General features: G+C 53.7%; 17 protein-coding genes. 13 read left to right on the top strand and 4 right to left on the bottom strand.

Going from position 1 to position 21,209, the window contains the following annotated elements:
- The first annotated feature begins 22 nt into the window (after nucleotides 1-22).
- On the top strand, nucleotides 23-1,720 hold the full coding sequence (gene pgi / locus KO216_RS07455) for a glucose-6-phosphate isomerase (RefSeq protein ID WP_215523601.1): 1,698 nt from the start codon (nucleotides 23-25) through the stop codon (nucleotides 1,718-1,720).
- A gap of 396 nt (nucleotides 1,721-2,116) precedes the next feature.
- Here the strand turns inward: pgi and KO216_RS07450 are convergent, their stop codons facing one another.
- Nucleotides 2,117-2,965 (bottom strand): aldo/keto reductase, encoded by an 849-nt coding sequence (locus KO216_RS07450; RefSeq protein WP_215523600.1) that lies wholly within the window; start codon nucleotides 2,963-2,965, stop codon nucleotides 2,117-2,119.
- Between the two features lie 251 nt (nucleotides 2,966-3,216).
- The gene (locus KO216_RS07445) at nucleotides 3,217-3,648 is read right to left on the bottom strand and encodes a GNAT family N-acetyltransferase (RefSeq protein WP_215523599.1); all 432 of its coding nucleotides are present in this window, start codon (nucleotides 3,646-3,648) and stop codon (nucleotides 3,217-3,219) included.
- 397 nt (nucleotides 3,649-4,045) lie between these two features.
- Between KO216_RS07445 and dnaK the strand changes: the two genes are divergently transcribed.
- The 8 genes from dnaK to KO216_RS07405 all read left to right on the top strand — a co-directional run bounded on the left by dnaK (nucleotide 4,046) and on the right by KO216_RS07405 (nucleotide 14,425).
- Nucleotides 4,046-5,920, top strand: coding sequence for a molecular chaperone DnaK (gene dnaK, locus KO216_RS07440; RefSeq protein ID WP_215523598.1), 1,875 nt, complete (start codon nucleotides 4,046-4,048; stop codon nucleotides 5,918-5,920).
- 66 nt (nucleotides 5,921-5,986) lie between these two features.
- Nucleotides 5,987-6,781 (top strand): nucleotide exchange factor GrpE, encoded by a 795-nt coding sequence (locus KO216_RS07435; RefSeq protein WP_251451985.1) that lies wholly within the window; start codon nucleotides 5,987-5,989, stop codon nucleotides 6,779-6,781.
- 21 nt (nucleotides 6,782-6,802) lie between these two features.
- On the top strand, nucleotides 6,803-7,810 hold the full coding sequence (locus KO216_RS07430) for a DnaJ C-terminal domain-containing protein (RefSeq protein ID WP_215523597.1): 1,008 nt from the start codon (nucleotides 6,803-6,805) through the stop codon (nucleotides 7,808-7,810).
- Complete coding sequence (locus KO216_RS07425) at nucleotides 7,810-8,253, top strand: heat shock protein transcriptional repressor HspR (RefSeq protein ID WP_215523596.1); 444 nt, start codon at nucleotides 7,810-7,812, stop codon at nucleotides 8,251-8,253. Before KO216_RS07430 ends, KO216_RS07425 begins: the two co-directional genes overlap by 1 nt.
- 36 nt (nucleotides 8,254-8,289) lie before the next feature.
- On the top strand, nucleotides 8,290-9,414 hold the full coding sequence (locus KO216_RS07420) for a hypothetical protein (RefSeq protein ID WP_215523595.1): 1,125 nt from the start codon (nucleotides 8,290-8,292) through the stop codon (nucleotides 9,412-9,414).
- 215 nt (nucleotides 9,415-9,629) lie between these two features.
- On the top strand, nucleotides 9,630-12,251 hold the full coding sequence (gene clpB / locus KO216_RS07415) for an ATP-dependent chaperone ClpB (protein WP_215523594.1): 2,622 nt from the start codon (nucleotides 9,630-9,632) through the stop codon (nucleotides 12,249-12,251).
- 293 nt (nucleotides 12,252-12,544) lie between these two features.
- A complete protein-coding gene (locus tag KO216_RS07410) occupies nucleotides 12,545-13,540 on the top strand; it encodes a TetR/AcrR family transcriptional regulator (RefSeq protein ID WP_215523593.1) in 996 nt (331 codons plus the stop codon).
- 156 nt (nucleotides 13,541-13,696) lie between these two features.
- Entirely contained in the window at nucleotides 13,697-14,425 is a 729-nt protein-coding gene (locus tag KO216_RS07405) for a serine hydrolase domain-containing protein (RefSeq protein WP_374047480.1), read from the top strand.
- Here KO216_RS07405 and KO216_RS07400 read toward each other — a convergent pair.
- Complete coding sequence (locus KO216_RS07400) at nucleotides 14,422-15,213, bottom strand: exodeoxyribonuclease III (protein WP_215523591.1); 792 nt, start codon at nucleotides 15,211-15,213, stop codon at nucleotides 14,422-14,424. The two genes, KO216_RS07405 and KO216_RS07400, sit on opposite strands and share 4 nt — an antisense overlap.
- 41 nt (nucleotides 15,214-15,254) lie before the next feature.
- Between KO216_RS07400 and pyrE the strand changes: the two genes are divergently transcribed.
- From pyrE to KO216_RS07385, 3 genes are read left to right on the top strand one after another with little or no spacing between them, the layout of a single operon-like run.
- Nucleotides 15,255-15,830 (top strand): orotate phosphoribosyltransferase, encoded by a 576-nt coding sequence (gene pyrE / locus KO216_RS07395; RefSeq protein WP_215523590.1) that lies wholly within the window; start codon nucleotides 15,255-15,257, stop codon nucleotides 15,828-15,830.
- 3 nt (nucleotides 15,831-15,833) lie between these two features.
- Nucleotides 15,834-16,607 (top strand): SDR family NAD(P)-dependent oxidoreductase, encoded by a 774-nt coding sequence (locus tag KO216_RS07390; protein ID WP_215523589.1) that lies wholly within the window; start codon nucleotides 15,834-15,836, stop codon nucleotides 16,605-16,607.
- A gap of 4 nt (nucleotides 16,608-16,611) precedes the next feature.
- The gene (locus tag KO216_RS07385) at nucleotides 16,612-17,220 is read left to right on the top strand and encodes a TrmH family RNA methyltransferase (protein WP_215523588.1); all 609 of its coding nucleotides are present in this window, start codon (nucleotides 16,612-16,614) and stop codon (nucleotides 17,218-17,220) included.
- On the opposite strand, the gene KO216_RS07380 is transcribed toward KO216_RS07385, so the two are convergent.
- Nucleotides 17,217-19,400, bottom strand: a complete 2,184-nt coding sequence (locus KO216_RS07380; RefSeq protein ID WP_215523587.1) for a hypothetical protein — start codon at nucleotides 19,398-19,400, stop codon at nucleotides 17,217-17,219. The two genes, KO216_RS07385 and KO216_RS07380, sit on opposite strands and share 4 nt — an antisense overlap.
- A gap of 257 nt (nucleotides 19,401-19,657) precedes the next feature.
- Here KO216_RS07380 and fbaA point away from each other — a divergent pair, with 257 nt between their 5' ends.
- Entirely contained in the window at nucleotides 19,658-20,683 is a 1,026-nt protein-coding gene (gene fbaA / locus KO216_RS07375) for a class II fructose-bisphosphate aldolase (protein WP_215523586.1), read from the top strand.
- Nucleotides 20,684-21,209 lie beyond the last annotated feature (526 nt).

Below are 21,209 nucleotides of genomic sequence, written 5' to 3'. Positions count from 1 at the left end.
ACAGATTCAAATAGGAGAAAACATGAGTGCCCCAATTGATCCCACTACTACCCAGGCGTGGCAAGAGCTAGAGAATCTTGCCCAGTCGTTCCAGCCAGATTTAGCGGGTTGGTTCCAATCCCAACCTAGCCGTGCGGAAGATTTGACTTTTAAGGCCGCAGATTTGCAAGTGGACCTGTCAAAGAATCTGGTAACTGCCCCGGTATTGGCGGCGCTGGCACGCCTGGCGGCACAGACCAAAGTCGAGGAACATCGGGACGCCATGTTCGCAGGTGATCACATTAATACCACCGAGGATCGCGCGGTGCTGCATACTGCCCTGCGGCGTCCTCGCGAAGATAATCTAAAAGTTGATGGACAGGATGTGAGCGCTGATGTCGCCGCCGTTCTGGAGCAGGTCTATGCCTTTGCCGAGAAGGTGCGCAGTGGTTCCTGGCTGGGAATTACTGGCAAACCCATCACCACCGTGGTGAACATCGGAATTGGAGGCTCAGACCTGGGACCGGCAATGGCCTACGAGGCGCTACTTCCCTATGCGAAACCGGAGCTTAAATGCCGTTTCGTATCCAATATCGATCCCACGGATCTGTGTGAAAAAGTGAAGGATTTGGATCCGGAAACCACCCTGTTTATAGTGGCCTCCAAAACTTTCACTACTTTGGAAACCCTAACTAATGCCCGGGCGGCTCGCACCTGGCTGCTAGAACAGTTAGCGGCTCGCGGAATCTGGGAAGGAAAAGAAAAAACTGAACAGCTCAGTGAACAGGACGCGCGCCAGGCAGTATCGAAGCATTTCGTAGCGGTTTCTACCAACCTTGAGGCGGTTGCGGAGTTCGGGATCGATCCGGATAACGCCTTCGGTTTTTGGAGTTGGGTAGGAGGGCGCTACTCGGTAGATTCCGCAGTAGGTACCGCCCTGGCAGTCGCGATCGGGAAAGAGGGCTTTGCTGATTTCCTGGCGGGAATGCACGCCATGGACGAACATTTCCGGACTGCACCTTTGACCGAAAACGTTCCGGTATTGATGGGACTATTCAACGTGTGGTACCGCAACTTCATGCACGCGCCTACCCACGCCGTCTTACCCTATTCCCAATACCTGCATCGTTTCCCGGCCTACCTGCAGCAACTAACTATGGAATCCAACGGTAAGTCAGTGCGCTGGGATGGGGCAGCGGTATCCTACGATACCGGAGAAATCTTCTGGGGAGAGCCCGGAACCAACGGGCAGCACGCCTTCTACCAGCTGATTCACCAAGGGACTCAAATGATTCCCGCCGACTTCATTGCTTTCGCCAATCCCACCTGGCCGCTCAAAGATGGCGATAACGATCAGCACGAACTCTTCCTAGGGAATTTCTTCGCTCAAACTCAGGCACTAGCCTTCGGTAAGACCGCTGATCAGGTACGTGCAGAAGGCACCCCGGAACAAATCGTGCCGGCCCGGGTCTTCGCTGGCAACAAGCCCTCGACCTCAATCATGGCGCCGCGGCTAACCCCCTCGGTTCTGGGGCAGCTAATCGCCCTCTATGAACACATCACCTTTACCCAAGGGGTCGTGTGGGGGATTAACAGCTTCGACCAGTGGGGCGTGGAGCTGGGCAAACAGCTCGCCAAGGCGCTCACTCCGGCAATCGCCGGTGACCAGGAGGTCTTGGAGCAGCAAGATCCTTCTACTAAAGCGTTAATCGACTACTACCACGCCAATCGTGAAAACTAGCCTGTATCAACGCAAGTAGGTTACGCGGGGGCTAGATTTTTCCTCCCGCCCAAGAATTCGGGGAAAGACTGAAGTCTTTCCCCGAATTCTTATGCCCACCGCACCCACTCGGATAAAATCTAGCCCCCGCGCATAGCTGAGACTAAACAGCCCTCTATGTCTTGATATTAAGTGCGCCTATTGCTGCGCAGGCGGGCACTAGCTATTGGTGTGGTAAAAGATGCGAGAGGGGGCTTGAGCCGAGCGAAGCAAGGCTCACCGGGGTCCCCCGAGCGCTTTTACCGCACCAACCTATTCCAGGGAACGGCGTTACCTGTTTTCAAGCGGGAGGGAAAATCTAGCCCCCGCGCCAACCGTGAAGATCAGCCCTTGTGTCGCTAGTCGCGGTATAGGGGTTTAGAGGATGTCCATGGTGTCGGGGTGGGAGCCGGATCGGCCGGCCTCGCCCTTATCCAGGGAATCTAAATCCGCTTTGGCCTGTTCATCGAGCTGGAAATCGAAAATATCCAGGTTTTCTTTAATGCGGTTGGGGTGAACCGACTTGGGGAAGAGGACGTCTCCGCGCTCAATGCCCCAACGCAGCACTACCTGGGCAGGAGTTTTTCCTAAACGATTGGCGGCGGCAATTACTTTTTCTTCCCCTAAAACGTTCCCGCGTGCCAGCGGTGACCAGGCTTCGGTTACGATTCCATGTTGCTGGTGGAAGGCGCGCAGTTCATTATTGGCAAAGTGGGGGTGAATCTCCACTTGATTGACCGCCGGGGTCACCCCGGTTTCCGCGATCAAGCGCTCTAAATGGTGTATCTGGAAGTTAGAAACCCCTACGGTGCGTGCCTTTTCGTCATATTGGAACTCTAGGAGGGTGCGCCAGGTCTGCACGAAATCGCCGTTATAGCGGGTTGGCAGTGGCCAGTGAATCAAGAATAAATCTACGTAGTCGGTGCGCAGATCCTCGAGGCTTTGTTGGAAAGATTTACGAGCGTCCTCCGGTAAATGCTTGTCATTATTGAGCTTGGTGGTCAAGAAAATATCTTCGCGGTCAATTCCGGATTCTTCAATCGCGCGCCCTACTTCCGCCTCATTGTGATACATCTGCGCGGTATCAATATGGCGAATCCCCAGATCCAGCGCATATTTAACTGCATCTACACAATCCTCAGCGGGGAGTTTGTAGGTTCCCAAACCGAACTGCGGTATCTGGTATCCGGTAGAAAGTTCCAAAGCGGGAATAGACAGGGCGGTCATAAATCATTCCTTATTTCTCGACTGCTGTTGCCACCATTGTTACCCGAGGAATACTGACTTTGGGGAACAATGCTAGCTAAGTCACGCCTTAGGTGCCCACGCGTCCGGGAAGAAACATAAAATAAAATACTCTTACCTGCACAAATATCCTAATAAATCGGCGATGTGTTTTATCTTGCAGACTGGGGTAAGTTCGCCTGCGTCCTCAAAAACTTTAAGTATCAGACCGCAGCAGGGGTAGTCAGATGGGGCTAGTTATCAGCGTAGCGATAAACGTTGGTTTCCCGCTGCTTGAAACCGCAGCGCCGATAGAGGCGGTTGGCGGCTTCGCGCGAGGGGCGGGAAGTAAGATCCACGGTTTTTGCCCCGACCTTCTTGGCGTGAACTACTGCAGCCTCAACTAGTTTTTGGCCGGCTCCGTGACCGCGGGCAGCCGAATCCACGACCACGTCCTCAATCCAGGCGCGTTTTCCGGTGGGAATCTTGAAGGTTGCCAAAGAGAGCATCCCTAAAATCTTGCCTTCTTCGGAGCGGAAAACTAGCAGGTAAACTCCATCTTGTTCGCAGAAGTCTTTGATCTGTTCGGCACTTAGCTGTTTAGCGGATTGTGAAAGCTGGGGGATAAGGCGCGAAAATGCCTCTACAAGTTCCTCGCTGAACTCTTCGACCAGTTCGACTGCCATGATTGCTCCTTTATCTTCGGAAAAATCCTACTTAAGAAACATATACGCTGAAAGCGCAATTTGGAAAGTGTAATCCCCACAGCTGGGGTTTCTTCGGGAAAACTTGCGCCCCATCCATCCCCTCCGAAACTAAAAGTGCAGGTAAAGGAGATTTTCTAAATTTTTGGAAAAAATTTCGGAGGCGGGGGAATAAAAGTCGGGTTTACGGAGTTGAGTTAAGTAGACTCAGGTTTTAGGGATTTGGCTTGATAGTTCCTCAGGATTTGATAACCTTGAGTGCGTAAGGCTCAAGGTTTATGGAATCTCGGCGGAAGTTGCGAAGACTGAAACTGTCGGGCGTCAGCCGCCAGAACCTAGAGCTAAAAAGACTAAATAAATTTGTAGGAAGGAAGAAACTATGGCACGTGCAGTAGGTATTGACTTGGGCACCACCAACTCCGCGATTGCGGTTCTAGAAGGGGGGCAGCCCACTATTATCGCTAATGCTGAAGGTCAGCGCACCACCCCCTCGGTGGTGGCATTCTCCAAGGCCGGGGAAGTCCTGGTAGGAGAGGTGGCCAAACGGCAGGCGGTGACTAACGTGGATCGCACCATCGCCTCGGTGAAGCGCCACATGGGAGATAGCTCCTGGAAAGTAAAAATTGATGATAAGGAATACAACCCTCAGCAGATCAGCGCCTTTATTTTGGGCAAACTGAAGAAAGACGCCGAAGAATACTTGGGGGACTCGGTACAGGACGCGGTAATCACCGTGCCTGCCTACTTCAACGATGCGCAGCGCCAGGCCACCAAAGATGCCGGTAAAATCGCGGGACTAAACGTACTGCGTCTGGTAAACGAGCCGACTGCCGCCGCCTTGGCTTACGGCTTGGAAAAGAGCGAAAAGGACGAATCCATTTTGGTCTTCGACCTCGGTGGCGGTACTTTCGACGTTTCCTTGCTGGAAGTAATGAAGGATGAGGACGGCTTTTCCACTATCGAGGTGCGCGCCACTAACGGGGATAACCGCCTCGGTGGTGACGATTGGGATCAGCGAATCGTGGATTGGTTGATTGGCACAGTTAAGACCAATACCGGTGTGGATTTGTCGAACGACAAGATCGCAATTCAGCGTCTACGCGATGCTGCGGAGCAGGCCAAGAAGGAACTGTCTTCGGCTACCTCCACTCAGATTTCTTTGCAGTATCTGTCAATGGCCGAGTCTGGCCCGGTTCACCTTGATGAGCGTCTAACTCGCGCCCGTTTCGAGGAAATGACCCAGGATCTCCTAGAACGCACCCGCAAGCCCTTCGAACAGGTAATTGCAGACGCCAAGATTCACGTATCCGATATTGACCACGTAGTGCTGGTGGGTGGTTCTACCCGGATGCCGGCAGTAGCCGATATGGTAAAGTCCCTGACCGACGGAAAAGAAGCCAATAAGTCGGTTAACCCCGACGAAGTGGTGGCCAGCGGTGCCGCCCTGCAAACCGGGATTATCCAGGGAGACCGCAGCGACGTCCTCCTGATTGACGTCACCCCCCTGTCGCTGGGAATTGAAACCAAGGGCGGGGTAATGACCACCTTGATTAAGCGCAATAGCGCGATTCCTACTAAGCATTCGGAGATTTTCTCTACTGCGGAAGATAATCAGGATTCGGTGCTAATCCAGGTATTCCAGGGTGAACGTACCTTTACCCGCGATAACAAGTCGCTGGGAACTTTCCAGCTCACCGGGATTTTGCCCGCGCCTATGGGGGTTCCCCGGATCGAGGTCACTTTCGATATTGACACCAACGGGATTGTGCACGTCTCGGCGAAAGACCAGAACACCAATAAGGAACAGTCGATGACTATTTCTGGAGGTTCCGCGCTTTCTAAGGACGAGATCGACCGCATGGTTAAAGAGGCCGAAGCGCACGCGGAAGAGGATCAGAAGCGGCGCGAAGAAGCCGATTTGCGTAACTCGGCGGAACAGACGGTTTACTCGATCGAGAAGCTGCTGAAAGATAACGCCGAGAAACTGCCCGAGGAAATCGCCAAAGAGGTACGTGAAGCCTCCGACAAGGTCAAGAAGGCTTTGGAAGGTGAAGACATCGAGGCCGTGAAGACTGCGATGGAAGAACTCAATACCAAGTCGCAGAAGATTGGGGAAACCCTCTATGCGCAAACTCAGGCCGAGGCGGCGCAAAGCCAGGCAGAGTCTGGCGCCTCCGCTGAGGATGCTGGTGCCGGAGCCGAGGATGACGTAATCGACGCGGAAGTGGTCGATGACGAGGACGAAGACAAGTAACTCTTTAGTCTCAAGCTGTCTGGGGCGCTCGCGAAAGTGGGCGCCCCACCGGCAGGAGGAAGAATTTTGGAAGAGCAAAATGGGAAACGGAGGATAAAGATCAAGGTGAAAGACCCAATGCATCCCACTTCGGATCCAGAATTAGAAAATCAGGCGGATGCTTCCGCCTCGCAGGCTTCGGATCTTCAAAATACCGGTATTCCGGAACAGTCAGCACCGGTCAGCTCGGACGCCTCTGTGCAGTCAGAGCCGGTTGCCAGCGCTAAACCGGAAGAAGCCGATAAGCAGGATGAAAACGCGGCTTTTGCAGATTTAGCTGCGCGTCTGGGCGAAGAAATCGATAGCGATCCCGAAGCCGTGCCAGCAGAAGGCAGCGCGGCTGAAGAAGCCGAGCCTGAGGACGCAAATGCTCAGGTAGAACAGCTTAAAGCCCAGGTAGCTGAGTTAGAAGAACAGCTAGCCCGGGCAAGAGCCGAAACCTATAACTTGCAGCAGGAATACTCCGGCTATGTCAAGCGCAGCAAAACTGAGATGTCTGCCCACCGAACAGATGGGCAAAAAGCGGTGTTGCAGGTGCTGCTAAGTGTGCTGGATGACGTGCAGGCGGCGCGAGAGGCCGGCGAATTGCAAGGCCCCTTCGAATCGATCGCTAACAAATTGGAGAACACCCTAGAAACCAACTTTGGTTTAACGCGCTATGGCAATAACGGGGATGAGTTTGACCCCAACGTACACGAAGCCATGATGGCGCAAAGTGGCGGGGCGGGGGAACCCAGCATCGCCCAGGTGCTCCAGCCCGGATACAAAGTGGGCGATCAGGTACTGCGGGCAACAAAAGTAATAGTAAATAACCCGGATTAGGGATTAAGGAGGTGAGCATTCATGGCCGGACAAGATTGGGTAGCAAAAGATTTTTATCGCACCCTGGGAATATCGAAAAAGGCAGATCAGGCCGAAATAAAGAAGGCTTACCGAAAATTGGCACGCAAATATCACCCGGATCAAAACCCTGGTGACCAGGCTGCCGAAGACAAGTTTAAGGCAATCGGAGAGGCCTATCAGGTACTGTCTGATCCGGAACAAAAACGTCAATACGACGCTATTCGCGCTATGGCAGGCGGTGGTGCGCGTTTCAACGCAGGCCCCACCGGAGGTCATGGTGGGGCCGGAGGCTTCGACGACGTATTCGCCTCTATGTTTGGGGGCGGAACCGCTCCCGGAGGCGGCTCCGCTAGGATCAACTTGGGTGACGGCGACCTTGGCTCCATGCTTGGTTCGCTGTTTTCCGGAGGCGGTCGCGGCAGCTTCGGGGCATCCGGGGCTTTCGGCGCGACTTCTGACGGTTTTTCCAATGGTGGCAAAGGTAAAGATTTAGCTGCCGAAGTTACCTTGGATTTTCGGACTGCTATGGCGGGCAGCACTATGAAGCTGACGGTAGATGGCAAGAGTATGACCGTGCGGATTCCTAGTAAGATCCGCGATGGTAAAAAACTGCGGCTGCGCGGTAAAGGGCGGCCGGGGCCGCGAGGAAACGGTGACCTGGTAGTGACAGTTCACGTTACTCCCGATCCGTTGTATTCCTTTGACGGTAAAGCCCTACAAATGCAGCTGCCAGTGACCGCTGCCGAAGCACTTGCGGGCGCCAAAGTTAAAGTGCCCCTGCTTGGCGGTAAACAGGCAACTATCAAGATACCTGCCGGAGCCGACAGTGGTACCAAGCTGCGCTTGCGCGGCAAAGGTCTAGAGGGATTAGACGTGGTGGCCACGGTACGGATAGTGAATCCGCGCAAACCTTCTAGTCGGGTAGTGGATATTGCCCAGCAGCTAGGCGAAGCGATTCGCGCCGATCACCCGGATTTTAACCCCCGCAGTCAGCTTGAGAGGCAATAATGACTGCCACGGTTGAAACGCTCTATGTGATTTCGGTGGCCGCAGAGCTAGCGGGGATGCATCCGCAAACTCTGCGGCAATACGATCGCATCGGACTAGTTATCCCTAAGCGCACTAAGGGGCGAGGGCGGCGTTATAGCGCCGAAGATATTGCGGAACTGCGAGAAGTGCAGCGTCTTTCCCAAGAAGAGGGTATTAACCTGGCAGGCATTAAGCGGGTGCTAGAGTTGCAACGTGCTGCTGCCCGCTTGGCGGCTGAAAATGAGCGTTTGCGTCAGCGGATCGCTATTTATGAACGAGGACGTGGCAGGGTATTTTCCGCTGCTCCTACTGGGGAAGTTTCTCCCTTGACTAAGTTCCCAGGATCGCGGCGGGTGTCTGGACAGGAGCTTGTGCCCTATCTACCAGGACAAATAGTTATTTGGGGTGAAAATCGATGCTAGCCCTTACAATTGAGGAAACTAGGCAAGGGAGAAACGATGAACGAAACTCCAAATAGGTACGGCGCTAACTCGAGCGAGCAAGAACAATGGGTGCTAGACGGGAAACTTTACTCTGGAAGTCCTGCCGAACAGCGCCAAGCTGCCTCGCCGTCCTCATCTCAGCAGCCGGTTTCCTCCCCGGAGCAGGCGGCGGAGCAAGAACCCCTTAACCGGGATAGCGGCAATAATTTTGCGGCTTTTCCTGGAAATCCTCCGCAAAATAACCTTGGTGAGCAAAATAGTTTTGGTTCTGGAATTGAACCTAACGTTCACCATGACTTTGGTGCCCAAAATAATGGCGGTAATAACTTTCCGCAGCCTCCCGCCTCTCAGCCTTCTTATGGGCAAGCCGCAGGTGGTTATACAGGTGCCAACTCTTACCCGCAACCGCAAAGTCCTTCCCCAGCAGGAAATAATTTTCCCACCCCGCCTGGATATGAGGGGAGCACGAATTGGAACGCGCCCTCGGGAATGCCCCAATCAGGCGGACCGGGAGATATGGGACCGGGCAGTTTTTCCGGCCTTAGCAATGACCCGGTAACTCCGCGTCCGGAAAGAAAATCCCAAGCAGTGCCCATTGCTACGTTGGTGCTGGGGATCATCTTGATGATCGTCCTCGCCCCGATAACCTGCATCGGAATGCTAGTCGGGTATGGAGTTAATATCAGCGCCGGTATGGAAAGGCACAGTGGCGATAGCGTCATCACCCGTGAAGATGATTATCACGGGCGCACCATAGTGCTGGTAGAGGTGCCAGAAGATACTGAGGTTACTTGTAAAACTACCTTCAACGGTCAGGAACTTATTTCCGAAACCGATGCGGGGGCAGATTTCAGCGCCGACACTGCCGGCAGTGAAAAGAACAACGAGGTGTTCAGTTACAATCTGCACTCTCGCGGGAAGCTGGTGATTGATTGCAAGAGCGCCCAGCCCGATAAAGCCCCTATCACCGCCATCAGCGTGATTCCCAATGTTACCTTTACCCTGTTGGTCTGGGCATTTATCCTCCCCACGATTATGGGATTTGTAGGTATCGGCTTGCTGATTTGGGGAATAATCTGGACGGTAAAACGCGGTCGGGACAATCGACAAGCTCTCATGACTAACTCCTACTATCGCTAGTTTTCCGGAGTGTCCTGGGTTTGGGGCGCAATCAGAGACTTTTTAGCAACTCGTTTTCGCACGTCCTCCGGGTGTGCTAGCTTTCTTGGGCTAGGGATGGTTTTTGTGAGGTAGTTAACCCAAAAAATAAAGTTGAGTGGAATAAACTCAACTTTAGAGGTGTTGGACTAAATAGCAACACCCCATCCCACCCGGATGGGAATACGGGAGGAAAAATGGAAACAAAACTTACAGTAAAATCACAGGCCGCCTTAGGGGATGCGGTACAAACCGCGCAAGCCAATAACAACCCCCAGGTAGAGCCGGAACATCTTTTAAATGCTTTGCTAGGGCAAACCGACTCGATCGCGTTTGCGCTTCTAGAAGCGGTGGTGCCTAATCGCACCCAGCAAATTAACGCGCCGCTGCACCACCTGATGGGAAGACTTCCCAGCGTCACCGGTAGCAGCGTAGGCGAGGTGCAAACCTCAATGGCGATGCGCCGGGTTATAAATAAGGCCGGCGATCTGGCGCGGGAACTCGGCGACGAATACGTATCCACCGAGCATCTGCTAATCGCTCTCGCCGATGACTCCGAAGGTCAGACGGCAGTTACTCAGCTGTTAAAGGGCGCGGGTGCCAGCGTAGATAGCTTGCGAGCCAAGCTAAAGGAAATTCGTAAAGACCCGGTCACTTCTCAAGACCCGGAATCCTCTTTCCAAGCCTTGAAAAAATACGGACGCGACCTCACTGAGGTGGCACGTAGCGGGAAATTAGATCCGGTAATCGGACGGGACAAAGAAATCCGGCGGGTTATCCAGGTACTCTCGCGGCGCACCAAGAACAACCCGGTGCTAATCGGAGAGGCCGGGGTAGGTAAAACCGCAGTCGTAGAGGGCCTGGCACAGCGGATTGTGGCCGGGGATGTTCCCCAGTCCTTGCAAAATAAGAAACTGATTAGCCTAGATTTAGGGGCAATGGTCGCGGGGGCAAAATATCGTGGCGAGTTCGAAGAACGCCTCAAGGCCGTCCTCGAGGAAATCAAGAACGCCGGCGGGGAAGTCATCACCTTTATCGATGAGCTGCACACGGTAGTAGGTGCCGGGGGTGGATCTGAAGGCGCCATGGATGCCGGAAACATGATTAAACCCATGCTGGCGCGCGGCGAGCTGCGGATGGTGGGGGCTACCACCTTGGACGAGTATCGACAAAACATCGAGAAAGATCCCGCCCTAGAACGCCGCTTTCAACAGGTGTTTGTGGCAGAACCTAGCGTAGAGGATACGGTAGCGATTTTGCGCGGGATAGCCCCCAAATACGAAGCGCACCACAAGGTCACGATTACCGATGGGGCACTGGTGGCCGCGGCGAAACTTTCGGATCGTTATATCACCGACCGCAACCTACCGGATAAAGCTATAGACCTGATTGACGAGGCCGCTTCCCGTCTACGGATGGAGCTGGATTCGAGCCCGGTGGAGGTAGATGAAAAGCGGCGTCAGGTAGACCGGCTGAAAATGGAAGAAGCCTACCTGGCAGACTCTGAGGGCGAAGGCTTAGATGAGCAGAGCAAGGCCCGCCTAGCAGATTTGCGCGCAGAGATCGCCAAAGAGCAACAGGTCTTGGATGAACTAAATGTGCGCTGGGAATCCGAAAAAGCCTCTCGCAATAAGGTCGGGGATTTGCGCGCCCAACTCGATAAGCTAAACACCCAGCTAGAGCGGGCGATGCGCAGTGGCGATTGGGAAACTGCGGGACGGCTGCAGAACGGGGAAATTCCCCAGATTCAAGCTGCGATCGCCGCCGCCGAAAAGCAGGAACAGCAAAGTGATGGCTCCGACGCCATGGTAGTCGAAAAAGTTGGCCCCACCGAGGTTGCCGAAGTGGTGGAGTCTTGGACGGGTATTCCTACCGGAAAAATGCTGCAAACCGAAACCGACAAGCTGCTGCATATGGAGGCGGAGATCGGGAAACGGCTAATCGGCCAAGAGCAGGCAGTCCAAGCCGTATCGGATGCGGTGCGGCGCTCGCGGGCAGGGGTGTCTGACCCCAACCGGCCGACCGGTTCCTTCCTTTTCCTCGGGCCTACCGGAGTTGGGAAAACCGAGCTTGCCAAGTCCTTAGCGGCGTTCCTCTTTGATGACCCTGCCGCTATGGTGCGCATCGATATGAGCGAATACGGGGAGAAACACTCGGTATCGCGCCTGATTGGTGCCCCTCCCGGCTATGTGGGCTACGAAGAAGGCGGTCAGCTGACTGAAGCGGTGCGTAGGCGTCCTTACAGCGTGATTCTGCTGGACGAAGTGGAAAAGGCGCATCCGGAAATCTTCCACGTGCTGCTGCAGGTGTTAGACGATGGGCGACTGACTGACGGTCAAGGTCGGGTAGTAGATTTTCGGAACACTATTTTGGTGCTTACCTCTAACCTGGGCTCGCAGTATCTGACCGAGAAAGATATGAGCGAGGATGAGAAAGAACGTCTGGTTAAAGAGGCAGTGAAAGCCAACTTTAGGCCGGAGTTCTTGAATCGACTTGACGAGATTTTGATCTTCAAGCCGCTCAGTCGGGCTCAGCTTGCCCAGATTGTGGATCTGCAGTTAGCGCAAGTGATGGAGCGGCTAGCGTCTCGCCGCCTGAAGTTGGTAGTTAGCGAGGACGCGAAGCAGTGGTTAGCTAATCGCGGCTATGACCCGGCGTTCGGGGCGCGCCCGCTGCGCCGCCTGATTCAAACCGAAATTGGCGATCAGCTGGCGCAAGGTCTTCTGGCTGGAAAGTGGGAAGACGGCGCCGAAATCAAGGTGACGGTACCGGAGGGGCACGCCGCCCCGGCGGGAAGATTCCACCTGTTGTTAATTTAATGACGGGTAGTCGTAAAAATGGTGTCGGAAGCTAGATAAGCTTCCGGCACCATTTTTTGATATCTATTTTCATTAAAAGACCAGCTAGTGAAGGTATTTGAGCGGGAATGTGTAAAATTCCAGGCGATAGGGGGGTCGATTGCGCTTGGATACGGGTGGAGCAGTTATAAATCATCGCCGATTTGTTAGGTGATTTGGGGAGAAAAACTGTATCCTGGATAGAGCTCGGGTATTTTTATGCCCAGTGGTAGAAAAAAGTATAGGCGATAGGCAAACGGGAGGGGGATGCCCAGGTGCCCAAACCAGCACATAAGAGCGGGGAACGCGGACCATACGCCGGTGGCGTGGCTCGGCGTGAAGCCATACTTGACGCAACTGTAGATATGATTGCGGAAGTTGGCTACCACGGTCTCTCTATGCGCGATGTGGCTCGCCGTGTTGGCATATCCCACCCGGGGGTTATCTACCACTTCCCCTCAAAAGAAGCCCTGCTCATGGCGGTTATCGAGCGCTATGAGGATCGCTCCAACTTCGATGTTCAGGCTATGCGTAACATGCAGCCTTTCGAAGTTTTTAATGCCTTCGCTGAACTTTCTACCGAGCTCAGTTCTAACCCCACGATCGTGGAAATGGAATGTATGTTGTCGGTGGAAGCTTCCAACGAGGTGCACCCGGCACACGACCACTTCGCGGCTCGTTTTGAAGGGTTACAAAAGGTGCTAACCAGCGCCTTTGGGCAGCTACAAGAAGACGATCTCATCAACAAGGATTCCGATCCCAAGACACTGGCACATTCCCTCCTGGCCGAATGGTACGGCCTACATATCCAGTGGCTCTACAACAGGGATGGGGTAGATGTAGTCGGTTCCTTGACCAACTTGATTATCAACCAGGTGGATCTCACCAACCCCAAGGCGCTTCACGCCATCATGTCCAGCGGTTTTGCATCCCCCTCCGCAATGGCCGCAATCGAACAGGTGGCTGGATTTACCTTGGAAGATTTGTTGGAAAAGGGATACATCAGCCTTTCCTCCCAGGAAATGGAGAAGTACGGTCTTTCGGATGTGCCGGAAGAAATCTTGGACAAAATTGTTCGTTCTGGCATTCTGGTGGCCAGCGACCTCGAATACGCGCAAGAGAACCAGGCGCTCAGCATCGATTTGTTGGGCCGTTTGGTTATCAACAATGTTCTCGAAACCGACGAATACAATACTCTGGCGGATGTTGGTGTCGTGCCACGTGAAGCAGTGGCGGCTCTTACCGCAGTTATGGCTGCCCGCCCCTTCTAGGGACTCGTGGGGATGGATTTTGACCCAGTAACTGCAGTTTTAACGCAGTTTCCTTTCCCGGTTTCCTGCGCGCTTTTTTCCTATGAATCTGTGTCTTTACCCCAAAGCTGCCAGGTTATAGGTACCTGGGGAGACCAGGACAAAGTCTATCCCTGGATGTCAGTCACTAAGCTGGTTACCTCCCGTACGATTCTGGGAGCCGTCGAAAACGGCGTCCTCGACTTGGATCAACCCTTGCCCCAGTTACCAGGAGTAACCGAGCTTCGTTCCGTTAGCGTGGCCGACCTGCTTGCGCACCGCAGCGGCCTCGATCATGAAAAAAGAGAATTTACCCGTACGCCCCATACCCGCCGTGTGTACTCCAATTCGGGATACGAAATCCTCGGTGAGCTGCTCGCTCAGCGCAGCGGGGTTCCTTTTGCTACCTGGGTTGCGGAAATGCTATTTTCTCATCTGGGAATAAAGCGCAAAATGCGAGGTTCGCCTGCCTGGGGAATGCATGGCAGCCTGCGAGAACTTTTGGCTTTTGCTTTCGAGGCCGCCTGCCCGCGGTTCCTATCCTTGGAACTGTTTGCTGCCTGGTCGCGCAGTGATGGAATCCAGCTACCCGGGGTGTTACCGGGATATGGTTTTCACCGCGACAATGCTTGGGGGCTAGGCTGCGAAATCCGCGCCGCCAAAGATCCGCACTGGACTCTGCCGGATTCTTCCCCGGATACCTACGGACACTTCGGGCAATCCGGATCTTTCTTGTGGATTGATCCCGCCATACGCCTGGGAGCAGTCTTCTTAGGGCAAGAGCGTTTCGGCGCCCTCCATAAGCAGCTGTGGCCAGAACTTAACCGCGCCCTGCGCGAAGTAGGCAAAAACGCTCAGCGGGCTTAGGGAGCCACCTCAAGAATCACCGGCACATGGTCGGAGGCGCCCTTACCTTTGCGTTCCTCCCGCAAAGACTGGGCTGCGCTAATCCGGCTGGTCAAAGCAGGGGAGCAGTAGGCAAAATCAATCCGCATCCCTTCATTGCGGGGAAAACGTAACTGTTTATAGTCCCAATAGGTGTATTGGTCGAACAGGTCGCGGGTGACTTCAGTGAAACCAGCATCCGCGAAAGCGAAGAAGGCTTCGCGTTCGGGTTTAGATACGTGGGTGGCACCCGCAAACACCTCCATATCCCACACATCCTGGTCAAAGGGGGCAATGTTCCAGTCGCCCATTAGTGCCAGTTGTATCTTTGGATCCGCCTCTAGCAGCGAGGACGCATACTCGCGCAAGTTTTTTAACCAGGTCAGCTTATAGCGGTAGTGGGGATGGGATAGTTCGCGCCCATTGGGAACATAGAGGGAAAAGATTCTTATCCCGCCGCATAGGGCGCTGATTGCGCGCGGTTCCACTACTGGTTCTTTCCCGGGGTTCCCGTAAGCGGGCTGCCCGGGAAAATCCTGCTGCACGTCCTCGAGACCTACCCGAGAAATAATCGCCACCCCGTTCCACTGGTTGGCTCCATGCACCGCGACTTCGTATCCGGCCTGCTTAAACGGTTCATAAGGGAACTGATCTGGGCGGCATTTGGTTTCTTGTATTGCCAAAACATCCAAGTTTTCCCGCTCCAAAAGCGCGCTCACCCGCTCATATCGTGCCCGAATAGAGTTAACGTTCCAAGTTGCAATCCTCATGTGTCAACCATAGCGGTTATAAAACCGATAAACTGAATGTCATGACCGCTAACGACTCTCAAAAGGCTCGCCTGATTTCTTTAATCAAAGAGCTATCTGTTAAATACGGGGATTTTACGCTGGCCAGCGGAAAGAAATCCTCATTCTATATTGATTTGCGTCGCTCCACCCTGCATCACGAAGCCTCAGTTCTGATCGGGCATGTGCTGCTGGATCTGCTAGAAGAGGCCGGTTACCTGCCGGAAGATATCGATGCGGTCGGCGGGCTGACTATGGGGGCGGATCCAGTGGCTTTTGCGATTATGCAGGCCGCTGCTTCGCGGGGTCTTGATATTGATGCCTTCGTGGTGCGTAAAGAAGCTAAAGATCACGGGATGGGGCGCCAGATCGAAGGCCCGGATATCGCCGGAAAACAGGTGGTGATCGTGGAAGATACTTCCACCACTGGCGGTTCGCCTATTCGCGCAGCGCAGGCAGCGGAAAAAGCAGGAGCAAAAGTGCTGTGTGTAGCGGTGGTAGTTGATCGTGGCGATGTAGCTAAAGAAAAAGTTAACCAGGCCGGCTGGGAATATCTGGCGGCACTAGATTTGACAGATTTAGGAATCGAGGGGGATTAAAAGATGTCATGGGTTTTAGTAACCGGAGCCTCCAGTGGGCTCGGCCTAGAGTTTTGTAACCAGTTGGCGGGGCGCGGACACAATGTAGTGATGGTGGCGCGGCGAGAAAATGTTTTGCTGGAACAGGCACAACGCATTGAAGACTTTTATGGGGTGACCTGCGAAGTGTTACCTGCCGATTTAGCTATGCAACAAGGATTGCGGAAAGTGGCGCGCCGTTTAGCCTCCCCCGAGCGCCCGATTTCACTGCTGGTTAATAATGCCGGTTTTGCCCTGGCGGAAGATTTCGTAGACGGTTCCGCTTCTCAACAGGTGCGCGGGCTAAACGTAATGGTGCGGGCAGTTATGCTGCTTTCCCAAACCGCGGCTTCTAGGATGCGCCGGCGCGGACGCGGTGCGATTTTAAATGTGTCTTCGGTAGCGTCTGGAACTGCCATGGGTACCTATGCCGCGCATAAAACTTGGGTAGAGATTTTCAGTTGCGCCCTGGCAGAGGAGTTGCGCGGCAGTGGGGTGCAGGTTATGGCGCTAAAGCCAGGGACTACCGATACCGGCTTCTTTAGCAAGATCACTACCAAGATCGAGGACGTGCCCACTATTGCCCGGCTAACCCCGGAATATGTGGTTGAGCAAGCCTTGAATGATCTGGCACGCGGAAAAGTTATTTCGGTACCTTCCGTAATCTTTAAGGTCATGAGCTTCTTAACCTGGAAGGCTCCCCGCTCTCTAGTGTGCCGCTTTACGGGCTACCTACAGCGTGACCGGTTTAAAGTCTAAGCCTATGGGTAATGGGGTTGGTCCTTGGCCGGGCGGGTCAGAGCATTGGCCAGAGGGGGAGCATTGGGATCCGCAGCTACTGGAGGAAGGTGACCGCCGCAATGTGGAGGATCGTTTCCGCTATTGGCGCCGGGATGCGATTCGGGACTTCCTGGATAGTGAACGTTTCCCTTTCCAGGTGGCGATCGAAAACCTCGACCATGATTTCAATATCGGTTCCATAGTGCGTTCAGCTAACGCCTTTGGTGCTAACTCCGTGCATATCGTAGGGGCGCACCGCTGGAACAAACGGGGCGCGATGGTAACCGATCGTTACCAGCACGTAGACCATTTCCCGGATGCAGAGTCTTTTGCCCATTGGGCGCGCTCGGCGGGGGTTACCCTGATTGGGATAGACAATGTGGAGGGATCCCAGCCGCTAGAGGACGCGGTTTTGCCGGAGAACTGTTGCCTGGTTTTCGGGTCGGAGGCGAACGGTTTAAGCCCAGAAATGCTCGCGGAATGCGCAGCGGTTTACGAGATTACCCAATATGGCTCTACCCGCTCCATAAACGTAGGCGCGGCCGCGGCAGTAGCCATGTGGGCGTGGGTGATTCAGCACCGCCGTTCCTAACGCGGTTCAATACAGTAAGTACTGGTCTTTAAATGCTGGCGCAAGGTGATGGTAGCGCTGCCACTTTTTGCTCTATAAAGCACATCGTCCTTTTGCTGCTTTAGCGGTTTTATGGACACTCCGCCACCAGCGGCTATCTCGCGGATCTTGGAGACTAAACCTCCCTGTGTCACGCTCTTTACTTGGCTAGAGCTAGAAGCTCCACACACAGTTTCGTAGCGACCGTCATCGTGGACATGAATCGGTTGCCCATCGATTTGTCCCACTACCCGCTTGGCCACATGGACGGCATCCGCGGGGCTAAGCGCATCAATTTTTCCGCCTACCCGAATCGCGGGACACGGATAGTTAGAGTTCAGTTCCGGTTGCGAGAACATAACTGAAACATATTTGCCTTGCCATTCAGCACCGCCATCTACAACGCGTCCTCCTGCTGCCCCGGCCTGCAGAATCGCGCCGCGGAGCCGGTCATTGAAATAGCGATTGTCCATAACTTCTGCAGGCATAGTCCAACAGGATTTACGGATTCTCTCTAAGTTCCCGGCGGCTAAATCATCAAAGAACTGTTGAGTAAGCCGGATTTGGGAGGACGATACGCCGTCGATATTGGCGATTGCTACCGAACGTATGGGTAGTTCGGGAATCTTTGCTCCTGAATTCTCTAGGTAGTTTTCCCCCAGTCGGGTTCCCGAAGAAGAGGAGTATTTCCCGTACTTTCCTTTCCCGTTTCCACCATTGGCGCTGTTCCCGGCCTTCACAACCCCCTCAGCTGCGCCTCCGATCAGGTCACCGTCTCCGCTACCGGTGAAGCTGCCGGCACGAAGTACCCGGGTACCGTTCTTGCCGCTCCCAAAAGTAGTTTTCCCTACTTCGTATTGCTTGCTAAGAGGAGGAATAAAGACGAAATCTGTAGTAATGCTGTCCGTATATTCTCCGTTGTCGTCAGGATCATTCGCATCTTTAGCGGTTCCACTGGCAGTTGCCAAGAAAAGGTAGCCTCCGCTGGCTCGCCACTGATTGTAACCACTGTGGTTAATGAGCCACAGATCTTGGCTATCACTGGTTTTGGTGGCACGAATTTCTTGTTTATCTTGGTCTTGGCCAGTGAGTTCCACGCTCTTAGTAGCGCCGATTTCCGGTATCTCTTTAGTCGCCGGGTAACTCAACTTCTCTACCCGCATGGGATCATGAGTAACCGCGCCGCGACGAGCCATCTCAAGGCTAAAGTCCTCAGAGTCAATCTGAGTGCCATCTGCCTTGTATTTTTCGCATGCTGAATCTGCCCCTGGAATACATAAGATGATTTCCTCGTTATCGGGATCTAGTTGTAGGGCGACATTGAACATGTGGAAGTCGGGATCCTCTTTTAATTGGGTGAGCTCCTTCTTCACCTTTCCAGTTTTTAGATCGAGTATCTGTACTTTTCCATCCGGGTTAGCGCAGACTGCAGATTTGTCGGCAAATCGGCAGATAGGAGAGATTCCTTGCGCTGAAAAAATTGCCACCGGCTTAGTCCAGAGCACCTTATTTTCAGGGGTAATAACCGAAATGTTACTAGTTGAGTTTCGCTGGTAATGAAACAAGACCGCCAGGTCATTGGTATTGAAAAGCAGCTGCTGGGTCTCTTGCTCCGAGCCGGGGAAAGTCCCGAACGCCTCCTCGGGCAGACTCTCGACCTCTCCGGTAGAAATATCTATCAATCCGGTGTTGCAAACGATATTGTTACGGAAGGTTTGGGGCAGGCAAGCCTCGGGACCTATCTGATCAATGGCGCTAATCGTAGAGTCGTTACCATCAAAATCTTTATGCCACTTCTGTTTACCGCTGGCTAAATCGTAGCCGGTGATGCTGAAAACTCCGCTTTTATTTTCATTAGGAATGGTATAGAGGGCGACCGCTACCGTTTCCCCATCTTCCGATACGAATGGTGTTATCTGCGTTCCTTTGAGATGGGTGATTTGGGTACGCCAAGCTTCGGCCGCCCCGTTTTCGTACTCGGCAGCTAATTGTTGATAGGGCAGTCGCTGATAGTTACCGGGGTCGTATGAGTCGCTTTCCTTGGAGGACGAGCCGCCAAGACTGACGCTTTGGCAAGCTGAAAGCATCGAGAAAGTCAGGATTATTATGCTTAACAGTCCTAAACGGGAAAACAAACGATTAGTTTTAGGTTGGGGAATCATATATTTTTTCTATCACTTAACTGAGTTGCGATGAGTAGATATGGTGGGCAACTTAGCGCTCTGGCTGACAAATGAGACAAAACAAAAATCGGATGGGAAAACGTTTGATTCCCAACCCGATCGCAACTGATGCTGCGAGAGGTGACACCTGGTTTTTGAGATGTGGGTGACAAAGATTTGGGACACAAGACCCTGCAGTCAGCTAGACCTTGTGAGACAATGAAAGCGTAAGAAGTCTATCTTAAAGGAGGGCCCCTGTGGCTATTGCAACCCCTGAAGTTTATAACGAAATGCTAGATCGCGCGAAAGAAGGCAAGTTCGCTTATCCCGCGATTAACGTTACTTCCTCCCAGACGCTAACTGCTGCGATTCGTGGTTTTGCCGAGGCAGAATCGGACGGAATCATCCAGGTATCGGTAGGCGGTGCCGAATACTGGTCGGGCGCTACCATTAAAGATCGGGTAGCCGGCTCCCTGGCTATGGCCGCCTACGCCCGGGAAATCGCCAAGAACTACCCGGTAACTGTAGCTTTGCACACTGACCACTGCGCCAAGCAGAACATTGACTCCTGGATTCGCCCCCTAATGGAGCTAGAAGCCGAAGAGGTCAAGGCTGGTCGCCTGCCGGCCTACCAATCCCATATGTGGGATGGTTCCTCGGTTCCGTTGAAAGAAAACCTGGAAATTGCTCAGGAACTGCTGGAACTGTCGGTTAAGGCCAACACCATTCTCGAGGTAGAGATCGGCGTTGTCGGTGGCGAAGAGGACGGCATCGTTGGGGAAATCAACGAGAAGCTCTACACCACGCCAGAAGATGGTATGAAGACTGCTGAGGCTTTGGGCTTCGGCGAAAAAGGTCGCTACATAACTGCTTTGACCTTCGGTAACGTTCACGGCGCCTACAAGCCGGGACACGTTAAGCTGCGTCCGGAACTCCTGGGCGAGATTCAAGAAGCCGTAGGCGAGAAGTATGGCAAGGGAGATCGCCCGTTCGATTTGGTAATGCACGGTGGCTCCGGCTCTACTGCCGAAGAAATCGCCACTGCGGTAAAGAACGGCGTTATCAAGATGAACATAGATACTGACACCCAGTATGCTTTCACCCGTCCGATCGCTGATTGGATGTACAAGCACTATGAGGGCGTCCTCAAGGTAGACGGCGAAGTCGGTATCAAGAAGCAGTACGACCCGCGTTCTTGGGGCAAAGCTGCCGAAGCCGGTATGGCGGCGCGCGTAGTCGAGGCGTGTGAGCGTCTGGGCTCCGTCGGCACCCGGATGAAGTAACTTTGTTTTCTATCTAGTTACCTAGAGATTTAAGGTAGCCCTGGCGGATTTTCCGCCGGGGCTACCCTTTTTCTCGCACCTTTTATCGACGAATCCTGACTACGGAATCTCAATCTTTGCTGGCAGAGCCTGAATCCTAAACTAAAGCACCCTCCCACGACAGTATTACCCTCCCGCAACGGAATCACCCTCCGGGGTGGTGTTTAGGGGCGCGAAAATCGTGCTTTTTCCCGGCGCTGGAGGGTGTTTTTGTCCGGGGAGGGTGTTTTTGTCCGGGGAGGGTGTTTTTGTCCGGGGAGGGTGTTTTTGTCCGTGGAGGGCGCAACTGCCCGCTTTTCTCCCTCGTACCTGACGAAACCACCCTCCCACAACCGAATCACCCTCCGGCGACAAGATCATCCTCCCGAGTTGTGGTGGAGCCGCTAGATTCGGGTCTTTTTTACCGCGCTGGAGGGTGTTTTTGTCCGTGGAGGGCGCAACTGCTCGCTTGTTTGCCTTTTACCTGACGGAATCGCCCTCTGACAAC

Source organism: Varibaculum prostatecancerukia, from assembly GCF_943169825.2.
Lineage (GTDB): Bacteria > Actinomycetota > Actinomycetes > Actinomycetales > Actinomycetaceae > Varibaculum > Varibaculum prostatecancerukia.
This window is presented reverse-complemented; position numbering and strand designations above follow the sequence as displayed.